This is a genomic window from Cupriavidus sp. WS (assembly GCF_000395345.1).
In the GTDB taxonomy this organism is placed as follows: domain Bacteria; phylum Pseudomonadota; class Gammaproteobacteria; order Burkholderiales; family Burkholderiaceae; genus Cupriavidus; species Cupriavidus basilensis_B.
Genome location: NZ_AQPL01000242.1, coordinates 1 through 18,444 on the forward strand (window position 1 = coordinate 1; position 18,444 = coordinate 18,444).

Genomic DNA, 18,444 nt, shown 5'->3' on the forward strand with positions numbered 1-18,444 from the left:
GTGGACCTGAGCGCGAACGTGCCACTGGATTTCTGGGGCCTGACGGCCAACGCGCACGTCGGCTACCAGGGCGTGAAGCACGTCGACAACGCCTCGTACACGGACTGGAAGCTGGGCCTGACCAAGGACCTGGGCAAGGGTTTCGCGGTGGCGGTCGCGTATATCGACACCAATGCGCGCCGCTCGGTCTACACCAATGCGCCGGGCCGCTACATCGGGCGCGCGACCGCGTTCGCGTCGCTGACCAAGACCTTCTGAGCGCGGCCGTTTTGATGCCTTCTTGATGGCGCCGGCGGCAATCCTTGCATCAACTTGAGGCGGCCCTGCATAGCATGATTCCATCTACCACAGACGATCCGCCGCGCGCGGATCCCGTCCTCATGCGACAGTCGAGTCTTGCCCTGGCCTTCGTTTCCGTGCCGCGCCGCCGTGCCGGCGCCAGTGCCCGCACAGTCCGTGCCGCCCACGCCGCCCATGCCGAAGCGGCGCGTGGCGCCGCGCCTTCCATATTGCCCACGCGGCCCGCCGCCGACACGGCGTGCGCCTGGATCCGCCTGCGCCTGGCGGTGGCGTCCAGCCAGGTCTTCGCGCTGCGCCAGTCGCTGCATGCCGCGATCGGCAAGCTGGCGCGCATCTACGTGGTCGAGGTGGACCACCGCCACGGCGAGACCACGGTGCACGTGGAAGTCGAGCGCGGCGGCCGCGACGCCGCCATGCATGCCATCATGACAGCGCTGCCGGCCGCCGAGTTCGGCGTGACCACGCCGCTGGGGCAAGACCATGCCGCGCACTGAGCCCGCGGCGCCGGCGAGCGGCCTGCGCCGGCCGGGCGGCAGCGGGCTGTGGCTGCCGATGGTGACGCCGCTCAAGGGCGGCGAGCCGGACCTGGCGTGCGCCCAGCGCCTGGCCGCGCACTACGCGGCCAGCGGCATGGACGGCCTCGTCATCCTCGGCACCACGGGCGAGGGCGGCCTGCTCTCGCCGGCGGAGCGGCTGATGTTTACCGCCGCGGTGCTGGAGGCGGTCAACGGCGCGCTGCCGGTGATGGCCGGCGTGGGCGGCGTGGATACCCGCGCGGTGTGCGCGCAGGTGCGCCAGCTCGACCGCTTCGACCTGGCCGGCTACCTGGTGCCGCCGCCGTACTACCTGCGCCCCGGCGACGACGGCATCGCCTGGCATTTCGAATGCGTGGCGCAGGCCACCTGGCGCCCGCTGATGCTCTACAACGTGCCGCGCCGCACCGGCTGCGCGCTGTCGCCGGCGCTGGTGCGGCGCCTGGCCGCCCATCCGCGCATCGTGGCGGTCAAGGAGTGCGACGCGGCCGGGCTGCGCGCGCTGGCCGGCTGCGAGGCGCTGTCGGTGTTCTGCGGCGAGGACGAGGCGATGCTCGGCCACCTGCTGGCCGGCGGCGACGGCGTGGTGCCGGCCAGCGCGCACATCCGCCCCGACCTGTTCGTGCGGCTGGCGCGGCTGGCCGAGGCGGGCCAGCACGAGGCCGCGCGCGCGCTGTTCGCGCACCTGGCGCCCTTGATCGCGCTGCTGTTCTCCGAGCCCAATCCGGGCCCGGTCAAGGCGGCGCTGGCCCTGTGCGGGCTGGCCGGCGCCGAGGTGCGCCGGCCGCTGATGCCGGCCAGCCGGGCGCTGTGCGCGCGGCTCGAGCAGGCGATCGGCCTGCTGCCGTCGGCGCGGGACCTGGAAGGCACTTTGCTGCCGGCCTGAAGCGTGGCCGGGCGCGCCGGACGCGCCCGGCGCCGGTGCACGAAAGGGCGGCAACCGGTAGAATGCCGGATTGCCTAAATTTTGTGCATCATGTCACACGACTGGAAAGCCAGCGTCACCGTCGCCGCGGTCATCGAACGCGGCGGCCGTTTCCTGCTGGTGGAAGAAGAAACGCCTGCCGGCCTGCGGCTGAACCAGCCCGCCGGCCACCTCGATCCCGGCGAGAGCCTGGTGCACGCGGTCATCCGCGAAACGCTGGAAGAGACCGCGCACACCTTCGAGCCGCGCGCGCTGCTGGGCTGCTACATGGCCCGCGCCGCGTCGGCCGGCAGCGCCACGCGGCCCGGCGGCGACATCACCTACGTGCGCTTCGCCTTCACCGGCGAGCTGGGCGCGCTCGACGCCGGGCGCCAGCTCGACGTGGGCATCGTGCGCACCGTGTGGATGAGCGCGGACGAGATCCGCGCGTGCCCGGAGCGCCACCGCACGCCGCTGCTGCTGGCGTGCATCGAGGACTACCTGGCGGGCAAGCGCTTCGCGCTCGACGCGCTCTACACCCATGTCTCGGTGCAGGGCGGCGGGAGCCTGGCATGAGCGGCGGCACAAGCGGCGGCACAAGCGGCAAGCGCGTGGTGGTCGGCATGTCGGGCGGGGTGGATTCCTCCGTGACCGCGTGGCTGCTCAAGCAGCAGGGCTACGAGGTGATCGGCCTGTTCATGAAGAACTGGGAGGACGACGACGACGGCGAATACTGCTCGACCCGGCAGGACTGGCTCGACGTGGTCTCGGTGGCCGACCTGATCGGCGTGGACGTGGAGGCGGTCAACTTCGCCGCCGAGTACAAGGACCGCGTGTTCGCCGATTTCCTGCGCGAGTATTCGGCCGGCCGCACGCCCAATCCCGACGTGCTGTGCAACGCCGAGATCAAGTTCAAGGCCTTCCTCGACCATGCCATGTCGCTGGGCGCGGACACCATCGCCACCGGCCACTATGCGCGCGTGCGGCAGGCGCAGAGCGGCCGCTTCGAGCTGCTCAAGGCGTTCGACCACACCAAGGACCAGAGCTACTTCCTGCACCGGCTGAACCAGGCGCAGCTGTCGCGCACGCTGTTCCCGCTCGGCGAGATGCCCAAGACGCGCGTGCGCGAGATCGCCGCCGAGATCGGCCTGCCCAACGCGAAGAAGAAGGATTCCACCGGCATCTGCTTCATCGGCGAGCGGCCGTTCCGCGATTTCCTCAACCGCTACCTGCCGACCAGCCCGGGGCCGATGAAGACGCCCGACGGCAGGGAGGTCGGCCAGCACATCGGCCTGGCGTTCTACACGCTGGGCCAGCGCAAGGGCATCGGCCTGGGCGGCAGCCGCGAAGGCAGCGGCGACGCCTGGTACGTGGCGCGCAAGGACATGGCGAGCAATACGCTGTACGTGGTGCAGGGCCACGACCATCCGTGGCTGCTGACGCCGGTGCTCGACGCCGCCGACCTGTCGTGGGTGGCGGGCGAGGGCCCGGCGGCGGGCACGGCGCTGTCGGCCAAGACGCGCTACCGGCAGAGCGACGCGCCCTGCGTGGTGGCCGCGCTGGCCGGCGACGCGCTGCGGCTGGCGTTCGCCGAGCCGCAGTGGGCGGTGACGCCGGGCCAGTCGGCCGTGCTGTACCAGGGCGATGTCTGCCTGGGCGGCGGCATCATCCGGTAGCGCGGCGCGCGGCCCGGGGCGCCGTGCATGCCCCGGCGGCTCGCGCGCCTAGGCGCGCGGCGGCTCGGTGTCGATGAACGACTGGCGTTTGGCCAGCTTGTCCTGGTAGGCCGCCAGGCGCGGGTGGCGCTCGCGCCAGGGGATGTCCGCGAAGCGGAAGTCCAGGTACGACAGCGCGCAGCCCACCGCCACGTCGGCCAGCGAGTAGTGGTTGTCGCAGCACCACGGGCGGTCGGCCAGGCCGTCGGCGATGGCCGTCACCGCCGAGTCGATCTTGCCGAGCTGGCGCCTGACCCAGCGCTCGCTGCGCTGGGCGGGCTCGCGCTGGGTGTGCTCCAGGCGCGCCAGCAGCGCGGCGTCGAGCAGGCCGTCGGCGAGCGCTTCCCAGCAGCGCACTTCCACGCGCTCGCGGGCGCCCTGCGGGATCAGCCGGCTGACCGGCGTGAGCGTGTCGACGTACTCGACGATCACGCGCGAGTCGAAGATCGCGCCGCCGTCTTCCATCACCAGGCACGGCACCTTGCCGAGCGGGTTGAACTGGCTGATGGTGGTGTCGGGCGACCACACATCCACTTCCACCATCTGGTAGTCGATCTTCTTTTCCGCCATCACCACGCGCACCTTGCGCGCGTAAGGACTGGTCTGCGATGCATACAGCTTCATGGACTCCCCTCGAGCTTGTTATGAAGTGCATCGGCGCTCTCTGGCACGACGGGCCGCGCGCGGGGGCGTCCGGCCGGCATGCCCGATGCACTTCATAACAGGCTAGTGGATTGGCGAGCGGGAGTATACCCGTGCCACGTGCCCGGCACGTGGCGGCGGCGCGCCAACGCCGCGCCGGTGTCGTGGTGCCGATACGCGCGGGCGCGCCATGCCCGCGGCGGCGGCCACAGAACGGCTGCCACGATGGTAAAATGCCCGCTTTCCACCGCGCCGCCGGTCGGTTGGCGCGCCTGATTGGTCTCTTTCGATCTGTTGACGGGCGCTCTCGACGCCAGATCGCGGCAGGCCGCCGTCCTTTCCCTTCCTTCCGGTCTTCCAGCATGTCCACGTCCTCGCTCTCCCCGCTCACCGCCCTGTCTCCCATCGACGGCCGCTATGCCTCCAAGGCCGACGCGCTGCGCGAGTGGCTCTCGGAAGCCGCCTTCATGCGCAACCGCGTCAAGGTGGAGGTGCACTGGCTGATCGCGCTGTCGCAGGCCGGCCTGCCCGACATGCCGAAGTTCTCGCCGGCGTCCGAGGCCGCGCTGCTGGCGCTGGTGGACAACTTCACCGAGGCGCACGCCGCGCGCATCAAGGAAATCGAGGCCGTCACCAACCATGACGTCAAGGCCGTCGAGTACTGGCTCAAGGAGCAGGTCAAGGGCAACGCCGAGCTGGAAGCCGCCAGCGAGTTCATCCACTTCGCCTGCACCTCGGAAGACATCAACAACACCTCGCACGGCATGATGCTCAAGGGCGCGCGCGACGTGGTGGTGGTGCCGGCGCTGCAGCGCGTGCACGCGCGCCTGGTGGAGCTGGCGCGCGCCAACGCGCGCCAGCCGATGCTGTCGCGCACGCACGGCCAGCCGGCCAGCCCGACCACGCTGGGCAAGGAAATGGCCAACGTGGCGGCGCGCCTGGGCCGCGCCATCGAGCGCATCCAGCGCGTGGAGCTGCTGGGCAAGATGAACGGCGCGGTGGGCAACTACAATGCGCACCTGTCGGCCTACCCGTCGTTCGACTGGGAGGCGTTCTCGAAGCAGGTGATCGAGTCGCGCCTGGGCCTGACCTTCAACCCGTACACCATCCAGATCGAGCCGCACGACTACATGGCCGAGCTGTTCGACGCCATCGCGCGCGCCAACACCATCCTGATCGACCTGAACCGCGACGTGTGGGGCTACATCTCGGTGGGCTACTTCAAGCAGAAGACCAAGGCCGGCGAGATCGGCTCGTCGACCATGCCGCACAAGGTCAACCCGATCGACTTCGAGAACTCGGAGGGCAACCTGGGCCTGGGCAACGCGGTGCTGCGCCACCTGTCGGAGAAGCTGCCGCTGTCGCGCTGGCAGCGCGACCTGACCGACTCCACCGTGCTGCGCAACATGGGCGTGGCGCTGGGCTACAGCCTGCTGGCCTACGAGGCCTGCCTGCGCGGCCTGGGCAAGCTCGAAACCAACCCCGAGCGCCTGCACGAAGACCTCGACAACTGCTGGGAAGTGCTGGCCGAGCCGGTGCAGACCGTGATGCGCCGCTTCGGCGTGCCCAATCCGTACGAACAGCTCAAGGAGCTCACGCGCGGCAAGGGCATCTCGCGCGAGGCGCTGCGGACCTTCATCGGCGGCCTGGCGATTCCCGACGACGCCAAGCAGCTGCTGCTGGAAATGACCCCGGCCAGCTACATCGGGCGCGCCATCAGCCTGGCCGAGTCGGTTTCGGCTTCCTGACGCGGCCCGGCGCCACGAAAAACCACCCCGCGGGGTGGTTTTTTTTCGTCCGGCGGCGGGCGCGGCGGAATGTCACTTCAAATGGTTTGAATGAATCCATGAATTTCAGACCGTTCGCTGGGCTGCCCGCCGCACAATAATGCGAGAATTCAACGGCGGGCGGCCCGTCCGCCGCCGTTGTCTTTTTGCAGAAGTCGATGAAACGCCCGTCACGGGCAGGGGTCTCCCATGCATTCGCAAGTCAAGACCGGCGCGCGCGCCGGGGCTGCCTCGCCACAATCGTCCGCCGCCGGCTACGGCGCGACCGCGATCGGCCTGCACTGGATCATCGCGCTGATGATCTTCGCCGCCTTCGCGCTCGGCCTCTACATGACCGGCATTCCGGGCCTGTCGATGCTCAAGCTCAAGCTGTTCTCGTGGCACAAGTGGCTGGGCGTGACGGTGTTCGTCGTCGCCGTGCTGCGCGTGCTGTGGCGCGCCACCCACCGCGCGCCGGCGCCGGCCGCCGGCACGCCGGCCTGGCAGGCCGCCGCCGCGCACGGCGCCCACATGCTGCTGTACGTGCTGATCCTGGTGGTGCCCGTGACCGGCTACCTGTATAGCTGCGCCGCCGGCGTGCCGGTGGTCTACCTGGGCATCGTGCCGCTGCCGTCGCTGATCGGGCCGGACGACGCGCTCAAGGAGATCCTCAAGCAGACGCACATCTGGCTGAACTACCTGATGGCCGCCATCGTCGTAATCCATGCGGCCGCGGCGATCAAGCACCAGTTCATCGAGCGCGACGGCACGCTGGCCCGCATGCTGCCGTTCCTGAAGTAATCCGCAACCGCCGGAATCAGCGGAATATCCGACCCCGAGGGCGCAGGCCCTCTCAGCGACAGGAGTTTTTGATGAAACGCATTCCCCGCCCGAGCGCGCTCCTGATGGCCGCTACGCTGGCCAGCGCCGGTATCGCCGCCAATCTCGCCTGGGCCCAGGTCGACGCCGGCAAGAGCTCGGTCACCGCCACCGCCCGCCAGATCGGCGTGCCGATGGAAGGCAAGTTCAAGAAGTTCGACGCCGCCGTCTCGTTCGACCCGGCCAAGCTGGCCACCTCCTCGGCCAAGGTCGAGATCGACGTCGCCAGCTTCGAGATCGGCGACGCCGAGACCACCAAGGAGGTCAAGGGCGGCGAGTGGTTCGACGCGGCCAAGTACCCCAAGGCGGTGTTCCAGTCCACCAGCATCAAGGCCGGCGCCGCCGGCAAGTTCGAGGTGGCGGGCAAGCTCACCATCAAGGGCAAGACCGTGGACGTGGTGGTGCCCGCGACCTACCGCCAGGACGCCGCCAGCCAGGTGTTCGACGGCGTGCTGCCGATCAAGCGCACCGCGTTCAACATCGGCGACGGCGAATGGAAGGACACTTCCGTGGTCGCCGACGACGTCCAGATCAAGTTCCACATCGTGACCTTGGCCAGGAAGTGAGCGCGCCGCGCCCGCTGCCATTCTCGTTTTATCGCTGTCCGTTCCATTTTTCCGCCGGAGAACTCATGAAACTGCGTACCATCCTCGCCGCCGCCGCGGCCATCACCGCCAGCGCCGCGTTCGGCGTGGCCTCCGCCAACTCGGTGACCTACAACCTCGATCCGACCCATACCTACCCGAGCTTCGAGGCCGACCACCTGGGCGGCCTGTCCGTCTGGCGCGGCAAGTTCGAGAAGTCGAGCGGCACGGTGACGCTGGATCGCGCGGCCAAGACCGGCTCGCTCGACGTCAAGATCGATCCCGCCTCGGTCGACTTCGGCAACGCCAAGCTGAACCAGCACGTCAAGGGCCCGGACATGTTCGACGTCGATGCCTTCCCGGACGCCTCCTACAAGGGCAAGTTCTCCAAGTTCAACGGCGACGTGCCGACCGAGGTCGATGGCGTGCTGACGCTGCACGGCGTGTCCAAGCCGGTCAAGCTGGAGATCCGCGAGTTCAAGTGCATCCAGCACCCGATGCTCAAGCGCGAAGCCTGCGGCGCCGACGCCGTCGGCACTCTCAACCGCGCCGACTTCGGCATCGACTACGGCGTGAAGATGGGCTTCAAGCCCCAGGTCAAGCTGGCCATCCAGGTCGAAGGCGTGAAGGTGGACTGAACGCGCGGCATGCCGGGGCGGCGCCCCCGGCACGCGGCACGGCAAGGGCCGGGGAGCGATCCCCGGCCCTTTTTTCGTTGGCGCGGCCCGGCGCGGCGGACACCGCGCGCGGCGCCGCCGCGTTATGTTGTCCGCACCTGGCGGCCACAGTACAATGAATCGTTAGGAATCAGTTACAGTCTCATCCAGTCGACGATTCCGCTCGGTTCAGCCATTTCCCGCTCACAGTCACCAGGGTGTAGTCGCGTGCGTGCCTGCCATCAGACGAGGACGCCCATGCCCGCAACCGATTACCGACATGTATCCCAGCAGTACCCCTTGATGCCGGCCTAGCATAGCGATCGCAGCGATCCCCTCGCCGTACGAGCTGTACCCGGCCAAGTCAGGCAAGGACTGGCCGGCCGGCAGCGTTTCTCGGATTTCTCTGGCGCCATACCGTGTACTCCCAAACGCAAATCGATCCGGTGGTCAGCTTCCGCAACTCGCAGGGCGAGCAGGTGCGGGGCACAATTATCAATCTCCAGAGAAAATCTCTGGTGATGGAAATCTACAACCCGTACTCGATCGTTCAGGTCAGCGAGGTGCTGAGCGAGTTGAGTGTGCGCATGGGCAGCAAGAACGCCTACCTGGGCAAGGCGGTGGTGATGAGCCTGGTGAACACCGGCCTCACCGCGGTGGTCTCCCTCACGCTCATCGACGAATGGCGCGAGCTGAGCGACCTCACCAACGAGCCCAAGTCGGTCGGCCGCGAAGCGCAGTTGTTCATCAACGACTGGGACGCGCGCTTCAACATCCGGCGCGACTACCAGATCGTGGTCAACGAGATGCGCGCCTTCCTCTCCGAAGTCTCGCGCTGGGTCGAGCAGGTGGACCTGACCGAGAACCTGCCCAAGGTCGACGGGCGGCTGCGCGAGGACGTGTTCTACGAGCTGGCCACGCCGATCATGCTCAAGACCAAGACCTACCTGGACCGCCTGGAAGGCGAGGCCGAGCAGGTCGACGCGGAGATCGCGCCGGTGCACCGCACCTACGCGCAGTCCGCGCTGCACCCGCTGCTGCTGCGTGCGCCGTTCGTCTACCGCACCTTCACCAAGCCGCTCGGCTATGCCGGCGACTACGAGATGGTCAACCAGATCCTGAGCGATCCGCAGCAGGGCCCGACCACCTACTTCCAGATCGTCAACACGGCCTTCCTCAAGGCCGCCGTGGCCACCGCCCACCGCAACCGCATCGACCTGCTGGTCGATTTCCTGTCGCGCCAGGCCGACGCCGCGCGCGCGGCCGGGCGCCCGTTCCGCGTGCTCAACGTGGGCTGCGGGCCGGCCTTCGAGATCCAGCGTTTCGTGCGCGAGTATCCGCAGCCCGAGCTGCTGTCGTTCCAGCTGGTCGACTTCAGCGAGGAGACGCTGGCCTATACCAAGGCCTCGATCGAGCGCTCGGCCGCCGCGGCCGGCCACAAGGACAAGGTGGCGGTGGAGATGGTGCACCAGTCGGTGCACGAGCTGCTCAAGCGCAAGATCGCGCCCGACGACGCCAGCCTGCGCGAGTTCGACGCGGTGTACTGCGCCGGCCTGTTCGACTATCTCTCGGACAAGGTGTGCGCGCGCCTGCTCAGCTATTTCGCCGCGCGCACGCGGCCCGGCGGACAGTTGCTGGTGACCAACGTCCATTCGGCCAATCCCGAGAAATTCGGCATGGAACACCTGCTGGAGTGGTACCTGATCTACCGCGACGAGGCCAGGATGAGTATGCTGCTGCCCGAACAGTCGAGCGGGCACAGACTCTACGTCGACCAGACCGGCGTCAACGTGTTCGCGGAAGCGACCATATCCTGAACCCCCGTTCCGCCATACCAGCGACACACCAGCAGCCGGCCCAGCCATGAGCACCAATCAACTTTACGCGGGTTACCAGACCGAGCTGGCGGACTTCCGCCTGGCCTTCAGCCGCGGCGGCGCCTATACCGCCATCGTGCTGGTGCTGCTCGGCGTGGGACTGGACTACGGCCAGTACCCGCAGCTGCAGGCGCCGTTCGCGGTGGCGCGGGTGCTGGTGTCGCTGCTGATCGCCGGCATCGTCGTGGTGCTGTACAGCTCGGCCGGGCGGCGCTTCGCGCCGTGGCTGACGCTGTCGTGGCTGCTGCTGCCGCAGATCATGATCTCGTGGATGATCTGGCACACCGACGGGGTGGAGTCGCCGTACTACGTGGGGCTGAACCTGGCCATCTTCGCCTCCGGCATCGCGCTGCCGTTCGGCCTGTGGCAGAACCTGGTGTTCGGCCTGCTCTCCTACCTGTTCTACCTGCTGGCCTGCCTGTTCCATCCCGGCGGGATCGAGCCGGTCGGCACCTTCATCGTCAATTCGCTGTTCCTGCTGTTCGCCGCGGCGGCCAGCGCGGTCTACACCTTCTTCAACGAGCGCGCGCGCTTCATGCTGTTCCGCCTCAAGGCCGAGGTGGCGCAGAAGAACGCCGAGCTGGAAGTCATCAACCGCAAGCTGGTCGACATCAAGGGCCAGATGCTGCAGCAGGAAAAGATGGCCGCCATCGGCACGCTGGCCGCGGGCCTGCTGCACGAGGTCAACAACCCGGTGAACTTCTGCCTGATGGCGATTGAGGTGGCGATGGAGGAGCCGGTGGCCAAGAACGAGCCGATGCTGCAGGAATGCCTGGTCGACGCCAAGCAGGGCATGCAGCGCATCCAGCATATCGTCTCGGACCTCAAGACCTTCGCCTACCGCAAGCCGGGCGCCGAGGCCGAGGGCACGCCGTTCCTGTTCGAGAAGGCGCTGGACTCGTCCATTCGCCTCACCGCGCACGAGCTGCGCGGCGTCGCGGTCACGCGCGAGCTGCCCGCCGACACGCTGGTGCTGGGCGACGAGGCCGCCGTGATCGGCGTGCTGATCAACCTGTTCTCCAACGCCGCGCTGGCCATGCGCAAGGCCGGCACGCAGAACCCGGCGATCCACACCACCGTGAAGTGGGTCGAGCGCCGCCTGCACGTGACCGTGAAGGACAACGGCCCCGGCATCGCGCCCGAGAACCTCGCGCGCGTGTTCGAGCCGTTCTTCACCACGCGCGAAGTCGGCCAGGGCCTCGGCCTCGGCCTGTCCATCAGCTATGCGGTGATCGAGCGCCACGGCGGCGTGCTGTTCGCCGAGAGCGAGCAGGGCCAGTGGGCCTCGTTCAGCTTCGACCTGCCGCGCGCCGACTGAGGACGCCATGAGCGACGCCAGGCAACCCCGGCTTACCGTGCTCTACGTCGACGACGAGGAGATGGCATGCAAGTACTTCGCCCGCGCGGTCGGCGCGGAGTACGAGGTGCTGGTGGCCGGCGGCGCGGACGAGGCGGTCGGCATCCTGCGCCGCGAGGGCGCGCGCGTGGCGGTGCTGGTGACGGACTTCCGCATGCCGGGCCGCGACGGCGGCGACCTGCTGCGCCAGATCGCGCTCGAGTACCCGCAGATCGTGCGCGTGCTGGTGACGGCCTACGCCGACAAGGACATGCTGCTGCAGACGGTCAACACCGGCGAGGTGTTCCGCATCCTGGAAAAGCCGCTCGGGCTAGGCCAGGTGCGCGACGCGCTGCGCATGGCGGCGGAGCGCTACCGCGAGCGCTCGATGCGCCACCAGCGCCTGATGGCCATCGACGAGACGCTGGCCTTCCTCGCGCACGAGCTCAACACGCCGCTGGCCGCGATCGCCAATTTCGCGCGCGGCATCGAAAGCCGGATCGCGGCGGAATACAATCCGCAGCGCCAGGGCGAAATCGGCCAGGCGGCCAGCGCGATGCACGACAACGCGCAGTATTGCCTGGCGGTGATCTCGTCGTTCCTGCAGTCGGTGCGCAGCACCGGCAGCCGGCCCAGCACGCAGGCCGGCGCCAGCCGCGAAGTGACCGCCGGCGGGCTGATCGCCGCGCTGCTCGACACCTACCCGTTCGCGGGGCAGCAGCGCGGCTGGGTGGCGGTCGAGATGCAGGACGATTTCGCCGTGCGCACGCTGCCCAACTGCGTGGCGCTGGTGCTGTCGTCGCTGCTGTCCAACGCGCTGCGCGCGCTCGACGGCGTGGCCGCCCCCTCGCTGCGCTTCGTGGTGGCGACCGAGCCCGAGGCGGCGATCCGCATCTGCGACAACGGCCCGGGCATTCCGCCGGAAGTGATGGGACGCCTGCTGGTGGACCCGGTCACGACTCACGCCAGCACCGGCGGCAACGGCCTGGGCATGATTTTCTGCAACCGTGTGATGCAGTCTTTCGGTGGCGGCATCCGGATCGAGTCAATGGCCGGCGCGGGCACCACCGTCACGCTGGATTTCCCCAATACCAAGAGTCGAATGCATAGGAGTGATCGATGAACGAACCGAATGCCACGCAGGCACTTTCACCGGCGATTCTGTTCGTCGATGACGAAGCCACGGCGGTCAAGTATTTCCAGCGTGCCATCGGCGCCCTGGCGCCAGTGGTGACAGGCGGCTCCGTCGAAGAGGGCAAGGCGCTGCTCGATGCTCACGCCGACAGCCTCGCCGTGCTGGTTTCCGACCAGCGCATGCCGGGCGAGTACGGCAACGAGCTGCTGCGCTACGCGCGCGAGCGCTACCCGCACATCGTGCGCATCCTGACCACCGCCTACTCGGAGATCGAGCATACCGTCGCGGCCGTCAACGAAGGCCAGATCCACCGCTACATCAAGAAGCCGTGGGACATCACCGCGCTGCGCATGGAGCTCAAGCAGGCGCTGGAGATGGCCGGCCTGCGCAAGGAGCGCGACCAGCTCGTGCGCGAGAAGCTGAGCGTGCTGCAGAAGCAGACCATCGCTACGCGCGTCGGGCTGGTGCGCGCGCTGGCCGCCAGCCTGAGCGCGCCGGAGCGCTTCCAGCCGGTGGAGACCTACCTGGCCTCGGCCGCGCTGGCCGGCGTGCAGAACCCCGAGCCGGACTGGCTGCTGATGGACTACGCCGACCTCGTGGCGGCGGAGAGCAAGCGCGGCGGCGGCTTCGGCCACGCGGTGGCGGCGCAGCTCGCCGCGCTGCGCGCGCGCTACGCGGGCCGCGGCGCGGGCGACGCGGTGGCGGTGCTGGCCGAAGTGCTGGCCGAAGGCGAGGGCGCGGCCACGGTGCGCCGCGACGGCGACGCGCTGGTCTGGACCCGCCCCGCCGCGCTGGCCGAATACCTCGGCGAGCCGGTCAAGCAGGACGTCTCGGCGCAGCACGCGGCCTGGCTGGCCGGCCTGCTGTGGCTCGACGAGGCCGGCGGCGCGCTCAAGGCCACGCGCGAAGGCGATGTCATCGTCTTCCGCGCGGCCGAGCGCAGCGTGGAATTCCCGGCGGACCGCCTGGCGGTGTGGATCGAGCAGTTCTGATCGGCAACCCCGGGGCAATGAACGAAGCCGCCAGAACGGGCCCACGCCGCCAGAGCTAGCCCAAGCAAGGTGTTCTCCCTCTCCCGCTGCGCGGGAGAGGGGCGCAAACCTTCGGCAAGCGGCGGCGCGCGGCACACCGGCAAGACAAACGAAAATGGGCACCCGGAGGTGCCCATTTTCATTGCGGCGTCAGCCCGGTCAGGCCTGCGCGCCGTAGTTCGGGTCGTTGCGGTCGATCTCGCCCGGCTTCTTGTCGCCCTTGACGAGGTCCTCGCGCTTGACGCCCAGCCACATGGCCAGCGCCGCGGCGACGAACACCGACGAGTAGATGCCGAACAGGATGCCGACGGTCAGCGCCAGCGCGAAGTAGTGCAGCGTGGGGCCGCCGAAGAAGAACATCGACAGCACCATCATTTCGGTCGAGCCGTGGGTGATGATGGTGCGCGAGATGGTGCTGGTGATCGCGTTGTCGATGATCTCGTGCGTGGTCATCTTGCGGTACTTGCGGAAGTTCTCGCGGATCCGGTCGAAGATCACCACCGATTCGTTGACCGAGTAGCCGAGCACCGCCAGGATCGCCGCCAGCACCGACAGCGAGAATTCCCACTGGAAGAAGGCGAAGAAGCCGAGGATGATCACCACGTCGTGCAGGTTGGCGATCACGCCGGCCACCGCGAACTTCCATTCGAAGCGGAACGACAGGTAGATCACGATGCCGGCCACCACGCACAGCAGCGCCAGCAGGCCGTCGGTGGCCAGCTCCTTGCCCACCTGCGGGCCGACGAACTCGACGCGCTGGAGCTTGACGTCGGGCGTGGCGGCCTGCAGCGCGCCCATGACCTGCTCGCTCTGCTGGGCCGAGGTGACGGGCTTGCCGTCCGCGCCCTTCTGGATCGGCAGGCGGATCATCACGTCGCGCGAGGTGCCGAAGTTCTGCACCTGCACGTCGCTGTAGCCGAGCTTGCCGACCTGGCCGCGGATCTTCTCGAGATCGGCGGTCTGCTGGTAGTTGACCTCCATCACCGTGCCGCCGGTGAACTCGATCGACAGGTGCAGGCCCTTGTGCCAGAGGAAGAATACGGCCGCGGCAAACGTCAGGAAGGAAATCACGTTGAAGACCAACGCGTGCTTCATGAACGGAATGTCGCGCCGGATGCGGAAGAATTCCATGTTGAATCCTGTTCTGTACGGCGGCCCTTGCCGCCGTGCTTATGCTGTTTGGCCGCCGCGCCCGGCGCGGCGGCCTTGTGCCGTCCCGATGCCTACTTGGCGACGGTGCCCTGGTTGTCCGAACCCGGCTTCCAGATCTGGCCGATCGCCACGCCCTGCAGCTTCTTCTTGCGGCCGTACCAGAGGTTGACCAGGCCGCGGTTGAAGAACACCGCCGAGAACATCGAGGTCAGGATGCCCAGGCAGTGCACCACCGCGAAGCCGCGCACCGGGCCCGAGCCGAAGGCCAGCAGCGCCAGGCCGGCGATCAGCGTGGTCACGTTGGAGTCGAGGATGGTGGCCCAGGCGCGGTCGAAGCCGGTGGCGATGGCCATCTGCGGCGAGGCGCCCGCGCGCAGTTCCTCGCGGATGCGCTCGTTGATCAGCACGTTGGCGTCGATGGCCATGCCCAGCACCAGCGCGATGGCGGCGATGCCCGGCAGCGTCAGCGTGGCCTGCAGCATCGACAGCACCGCCACCAGCAGCAGCAGGTTGATGGCCAGCGCGGCCACCGAGAACACGCCGAACAGCATGTAGTACAGCACCATGAAGACGGCGATGGCGCTGAAGCCGTAGGCCACCGAGTCGAAGCCCTTCTGGATGTTGTCGGCGCCCAGCGACGGGCCGATGGTGCGTTCCTCGATGATTTCCATCGGCGCGGCCAGCGAGCCGGCGCGCAGCAGCAGCGCCAGGTCGTTGGCGGCCTCGGTGGAGTACGAGCCGGTGATCTGGAAGCTCGAGCCCAGCTCGGACTGGATGGTCGCCACCGTCAGCACTTCGCCCTTGCCCTTCTCGAACAGCACGATGCCCATCGGCTTGCCGATGTTCTCGCGCGAGACGTCGCGCAGCACGCGCCCGCCCTGGGCGTCGAGCTTGATGTTGACCGAGGGGCGCTGGTTCTGGTCGAAGCCGGCCGAGGCGCTTTCGATGCGGTCGCCGGTGAAGATGACCTGTTTCTTGAGCACCACCGGGGCGCCGTTGCCTTGCGTGAACAGTTCGCTGCCGAACGGGATCGGGTCGCCCGGGCGCGGGTTGCGCGGCGCTTCCGGATCGGCCAGGCGCGCCTCCAGCGTGGCGGTGCGGCCGATGATGTCCTTGGCCTTGGCGGTGTCCTGCACGCCCGGCAACTGGACCACGATGCGGTCCGAGCCCTGCTGCTGGATCACCGGCTCGGCCACGCCGAGCTCGTTCACGCGGTTGTGCAGCGTGGTGATGTTCTGCTTGACCGCCGCGTCCTGCACCGCCCGGCGGGCGGCGTCGGTGAACACGCCGGTGAGGTTGTTGCCGTCGGCCTCGAAGGCCAGCTCGCGCAGGCTGTCGGCGAGGATGCCGCGCGCCTTGCCGGCGTCCTCGGCGTTGTTGAAGCGCACCGTCAGGCGCTCGCCGTCGCGGTCGATGCCGCCGTGGCGGATGCCCTTGTCGCGCAGCAGCGTGCGCGCGTCGCCGGCCAGGCTGTCGAGCTTCTTGTCGACCGCGCCCTTCATGTCCACCTGCAGCAGGAAGTGCACGCCGCCGCGCAGGTCCAGGCCCAGGTACATCGGCAGCGCGTGCAGCGCGGTCAGCCAGCGCGGCGAGCCCGACAGCAGGTTGAGCGCGACCACGTAGGTGGCGTCATTGGGGTCGGGGTTGAGCGCGCGCGTCAGCACGTCCTTGGCCTTGAGCTGCTCGTCGGTGGTGCGAAAGCGCGCCTTGACCGAGCCGGTCTGGCCGTTGACGTCGAAGAACATGCCGTCGGGCTGCAGGCTGTTCTGCGCCAGCACCTGCTCGACCTGCTTCTGCGTGGCCAGGTCGACCTTGACCGTGGCCTTGGCCGAGGAGACCTGCACGGCGGGCGCCTCGCCGAAGAAGTTCGGCAGCGTGTAGATGATGCCGATGGCCAGCGCCACCAGGATCACGAGGTATTTCCAAAGCGGATAACGATTCATCTTTGGCCAGTCGTTCTGCGGTTGGCGGGGCCGGGCATACCGTCGGACGGTGTGGTCGGCGGGAGGTCGGGCACCCGCACCGGTTGGCAAACAGCCGCCTGGCATCCACGGACAACCCGGGCTGGATCAGGCGGCTGCAGGGGCACGCGCGCTAATGGCGTGCCGGGAAGGGCGAAAAAGCCGGCGAAAAAACAGTAAAAGCGGCAGCAAGAGCAGCGGCTGCAGCGGACCGCGGGACGTCGCGCCTGCGGCGCGCCACTCGCGGCGCCATGCTCAGAGGGCCTTCAACGAGCCCTTGGGCAGCACCGTGGTCACGGCGTTCTTCTGCACCGTGATTTCGGTGCCGGCTGCGATCTCGAGGGTCACGTACTGCTCGTTCACCTTGGTCACGCGGCCCAGGATGCCGCCGGCGGTGACGACTTCGTCGTTCTTGGCCAGCGCTTCCAGCATTGCCTTCGATTCCTTCTGGCGCTTCATCTGCGGGCGGATCATGATGAACCACAATACCGCGAACATCAGGATGATGGGCAGGAAACTCATCAGGCCACCCGCCGCGCCGCCGGTGATGCCGGCGGTCTGGGCAAATGCGTTAGAAATCAGCACGTCGCTTCTCCGTCACAAAGTCAGTCAGTTAGTCGGTCATTCTACCACCCGCTTGCAATCGCCTTCCATGTCCGATCCGGGCATTTGCGGGGATTTACGGGTTTGTTCGGGGCCCCTTGCGCGCCGCCCCGTAGCGCGCCGGACCCGGCTGTTCGACCGGCGCGTGGCGGAAAGTTCCGGCTGCCGCGCCGGCGCGCCGGCCGGCGTGGAAAGTGGCGCCTATTGCACCCCGCGCGCACGGTCCGCGGCGAAGCGCGCGCGGAACGCCGTGAAGCGGTGCTGTCCGATGGCCTCGCGCATCTCGGCCATCAGCTGCAGGTAGTAGTGCAGGTTGTGGATGGTGTTCAGGCGCGCGCCGAGGATTTCGCCGACGCGGTGCAGGTGGTGCAGGTAGGCGCGCGAGAAGTTGCGGCAGGTATAGCAGCCGCAGCTCTCGTCCAGGGGGCGCGTGTCGTTGCGGTGCACGGCGTTCTTGATCTTGACGTCGCCGAAGCGCGTGAACAGCCAGCCGTTGCGCGCGTTGCGGGTCGGCATCACGCAGTCGAACATGTCCACGCCGGCGGCCACGCCGGCCACCAGGTCCTCGGGCGTGCCCACGCCCATCAGGTAATGCGGCTTGTGCGCGGGCAGGCGCGGCGCCACGTGCTCGAGCACCCGCATCATGTCTTCCTTGGGCTCGCCCACCGACAGCCCGCCGATGGCGTAGCCGTGGAAGTCGAGCTCGGACAGGCCCGCCAGCGACTCGTCGCGCAGATCCTCGAACATGCCGCCCTGGACGATGCCGAACAGCGCGTTGGGGTTGGCCAGGCGGTTGAACTCGTCGATCGAGCGCCGGGCCCAGCGCAGGCTCATGCGCATCGACGCGGCCGCCTCCTCGCGCGTGGCCGGGCGGCCCTCGATCTCGTAGGGCGTGCATTCGTCGAACTGCATCACGATGTCGGAGTTCAGCGTGCGCTGGATCTGCATCGAGATCTCGGGCGAGAGGAACAGCTTGTCGCCGTTGACCGGCGAGGCGAAGGTCACGCCGTCCTCGGTGATCTTGCGCAGCGCGCCCAGCGAAAACACCTGGAAGCCGCCCGAATCGGTCAGGATCGGCTTGTCCCAGCCCATGAAGCGGTGCAGGCCGCCGTGGCTCTCCACCACCTCCAGCCCCGGGCGCAGCCACAGGTGGAAGGTATTGCCGAGGATGATCTGCGAGCCGATTTCGTTGAGTTCGAGCGGCGACATCGCCTTGACCGAGCCGTAGGTGCCGACCGGCATGAAGATCGGGGTCTCGACCACGCCGTGGTTGAGGGTGACGCGGCCGCGGCGGGCGTTGCCGTCGGTGGTGAGCAGTTCGAAGTCGAGCATGGCGAATATCCTGGATGCGGGGTCGGGCTGGCGCGGCG

18 protein-coding genes are annotated in these 18,444 nt (G+C 68.3%); 13 read left to right on the forward strand and 5 right to left on the reverse strand.

All coding sequences use genetic code 11. From position 1 onward, the window contains the following. From K206_RS38790 to mnmA, 5 genes are all read left to right on the forward strand, one after another. Positions 1-258, forward strand: a 258-nt coding sequence (locus tag K206_RS38790) for a TorF family putative porin (protein WP_020204126.1), incomplete at its 5' end; no start/stop codon positions are given. Positions 259-380: 122 nt separating this feature from the next. Next, positions 381-794 carry a hypothetical protein gene (locus tag K206_RS42995; RefSeq protein WP_029043844.1) on the forward strand — a complete coding sequence of 138 codons (414 nt, stop codon included), beginning with the start codon at positions 381-383 and terminating at the stop codon, positions 792-794. After that, complete coding sequence (locus K206_RS0119795; RefSeq protein WP_020204128.1) at positions 781-1,719, forward strand: 4-hydroxy-tetrahydrodipicolinate synthase; 939 nt, start codon at positions 781-783, stop codon at positions 1,717-1,719. Before K206_RS42995 ends, K206_RS0119795 begins: the two co-directional genes overlap by 14 nt. A 90-nt stretch (positions 1,720-1,809) precedes the next feature. Then, complete coding sequence (locus tag K206_RS0119800; protein ID WP_052165935.1) at positions 1,810-2,313, forward strand: NUDIX hydrolase; 504 nt, start codon at positions 1,810-1,812, stop codon at positions 2,311-2,313. Continuing rightward, positions 2,310-3,413: a tRNA 2-thiouridine(34) synthase MnmA gene (gene mnmA / locus K206_RS0119805; RefSeq protein ID WP_020204130.1), complete on the forward strand. Its 1,104-nt coding sequence runs from the start codon at positions 2,310-2,312 to the stop codon at positions 3,411-3,413. Before K206_RS0119800 ends, mnmA begins: the two co-directional genes overlap by 4 nt. 48 nt (positions 3,414-3,461) lie before the next feature. On the opposite strand, the gene K206_RS0119810 is transcribed toward mnmA, so the two are convergent. Beyond that, positions 3,462-4,076 (reverse strand): glutathione S-transferase family protein, encoded by a 615-nt coding sequence (locus K206_RS0119810; RefSeq protein ID WP_020204131.1) that lies wholly within the window; start codon positions 4,074-4,076, stop codon positions 3,462-3,464. Between the two features lie 380 nt (positions 4,077-4,456). Between K206_RS0119810 and purB the strand changes: the two genes are divergently transcribed. The 8 genes from purB to K206_RS0119850 all read left to right on the forward strand — a co-directional run bounded on the left by purB (position 4,457) and on the right by K206_RS0119850 (position 13,319). Beyond that, positions 4,457-5,842, forward strand: a complete 1,386-nt coding sequence (purB, locus tag K206_RS0119815; RefSeq protein ID WP_020204132.1) for an adenylosuccinate lyase — start codon at positions 4,457-4,459, stop codon at positions 5,840-5,842. Positions 5,843-6,070: 228 nt separating this feature from the next. Further along, positions 6,071-6,661, forward strand: a complete 591-nt coding sequence (locus tag K206_RS0119820) for a cytochrome b (RefSeq protein WP_020204133.1) — start codon at positions 6,071-6,073, stop codon at positions 6,659-6,661. Between the two features lie 71 nt (positions 6,662-6,732). Beyond that, complete coding sequence (locus K206_RS0119825; protein ID WP_020204134.1) at positions 6,733-7,305, forward strand: YceI family protein; 573 nt, start codon at positions 6,733-6,735, stop codon at positions 7,303-7,305. Between the two features lie 65 nt (positions 7,306-7,370). Continuing rightward, positions 7,371-7,961: a YceI family protein gene (locus K206_RS0119830; RefSeq protein WP_020204135.1), complete on the forward strand. Its 591-nt coding sequence runs from the start codon at positions 7,371-7,373 to the stop codon at positions 7,959-7,961. Between the two features lie 437 nt (positions 7,962-8,398). After that, a complete protein-coding gene (locus K206_RS0119835; RefSeq protein WP_029043845.1) occupies positions 8,399-9,796 on the forward strand; it encodes a class I SAM-dependent methyltransferase in 1,398 nt (465 codons plus the stop codon). Between the two features lie 46 nt (positions 9,797-9,842). Beyond that, positions 9,843-11,174, forward strand: coding sequence for a sensor histidine kinase (locus K206_RS0119840; RefSeq protein WP_020204137.1), 1,332 nt, complete (start codon positions 9,843-9,845; stop codon positions 11,172-11,174). Positions 11,175-11,181: 7 nt separating this feature from the next. Further along, positions 11,182-12,315, forward strand: a complete 1,134-nt coding sequence (locus K206_RS0119845) for a hybrid sensor histidine kinase/response regulator (protein WP_020204138.1) — start codon at positions 11,182-11,184, stop codon at positions 12,313-12,315. After that, positions 12,312-13,319 carry a response regulator gene (locus K206_RS0119850; protein ID WP_020204139.1) on the forward strand — a complete coding sequence of 336 codons (1,008 nt, stop codon included), beginning with the start codon at positions 12,312-12,314 and terminating at the stop codon, positions 13,317-13,319. Before K206_RS0119845 ends, K206_RS0119850 begins: the two co-directional genes overlap by 4 nt. Before the next feature lie 198 nt (positions 13,320-13,517). Here K206_RS0119850 and secF read toward each other — a convergent pair whose 3' ends face one another. The 4 genes from secF to tgt all read right to left on the reverse strand — a co-directional run bounded on the left by secF (position 13,518) and on the right by tgt (position 18,406). Beyond that, a complete protein-coding gene (secF, locus tag K206_RS0119855) occupies positions 13,518-14,489 on the reverse strand; it encodes a protein translocase subunit SecF (protein ID WP_020204140.1) in 972 nt (323 codons plus the stop codon). A gap of 92 nt (positions 14,490-14,581) precedes the next feature. Then, positions 14,582-16,453, reverse strand: a complete 1,872-nt coding sequence (gene secD / locus K206_RS0119860) for a protein translocase subunit SecD (RefSeq protein WP_029043846.1) — start codon at positions 16,451-16,453, stop codon at positions 14,582-14,584. Between the two features lie 273 nt (positions 16,454-16,726). Continuing rightward, complete coding sequence (gene yajC, locus K206_RS0119865) at positions 16,727-17,056, reverse strand: preprotein translocase subunit YajC (RefSeq protein WP_020204142.1); 330 nt, start codon at positions 17,054-17,056, stop codon at positions 16,727-16,729. 219 nt (positions 17,057-17,275) lie between these two features. Further along, a complete protein-coding gene (gene tgt, locus K206_RS0119870; RefSeq protein ID WP_020204143.1) occupies positions 17,276-18,406 on the reverse strand; it encodes a tRNA guanosine(34) transglycosylase Tgt in 1,131 nt (376 codons plus the stop codon). Between the last annotated feature and the right edge of the window lie 38 nt (positions 18,407-18,444).